Raw genomic sequence first — 716 nt, 5'->3', positions numbered from 1 at the left:
GTAATGGCGCTATTTTGAATGGTGGTACTAGCGGCATTGGTAATGTCGAAGGTGCACTGGCTGCTGCTCAAGATGATTTTTACAGTGGTGACGATGCTGACGTAAACGTTTTTCTTAATGCGAGTGATGCTATCGAAGAAGAGCATCTTTTAGCGTCGTACGATACAAGTCTTCTGACGTTTGTGTCGGATTCTGAGAATCTAGCGGTGAGCGGTGATTGGTATAATTACCAGCACGTTGGTGGCGGTAATCCTCCCAATACTAGTGCGAACTCTGATAATTCTTGGTTAATTCGTTCTGCAGAGGGTGATAGTTATGCGCGCATGAAGGCGACATATTTCTTGTATGACTACGCGCATGCGGAAGTAACATTTGAATTTGACGTTCAAGCCCAGGGTACTTCGCAAATTCTTGATTCCAATGAGTCATTTGTTGTGAATGTAATGCCAGGGCAATCAGAGTGTTATGATTTCGACACGGCCGCTGAGGTGGCGTGCTCTGATGCTTCTTGGGATGTTCAGTTCGAATTGCCAGCTCCTCCAGCACGTGGTTTTAATGTTCGCACGAACGGTGGTATTTCGGGTTCCGGAAATGGTGGTGTATTTGGTCCATTGACGACTACAGATGCTGAAGCATACACATCTGCGACAATGGCGCCAGGGTCTGGTCGTGACATTTCAAATCACTATGTTACTGATTCAAATGCGAGCATCTTT

General features: G+C 45.9%; 1 pseudogene. It reads left to right on the top strand.

The annotated features are described in order from the left end of the window. Positions 1–14: 14 nt before the first annotated feature. Positions 15–716: pseudogene (locus A3762_RS25145) on the top strand (hypothetical protein); the annotation flags it as partial.

Source organism: Oleiphilus sp. HI0125, assembly GCF_001635355.1.
This window is presented reverse-complemented; position numbering and strand designations above follow the sequence as displayed.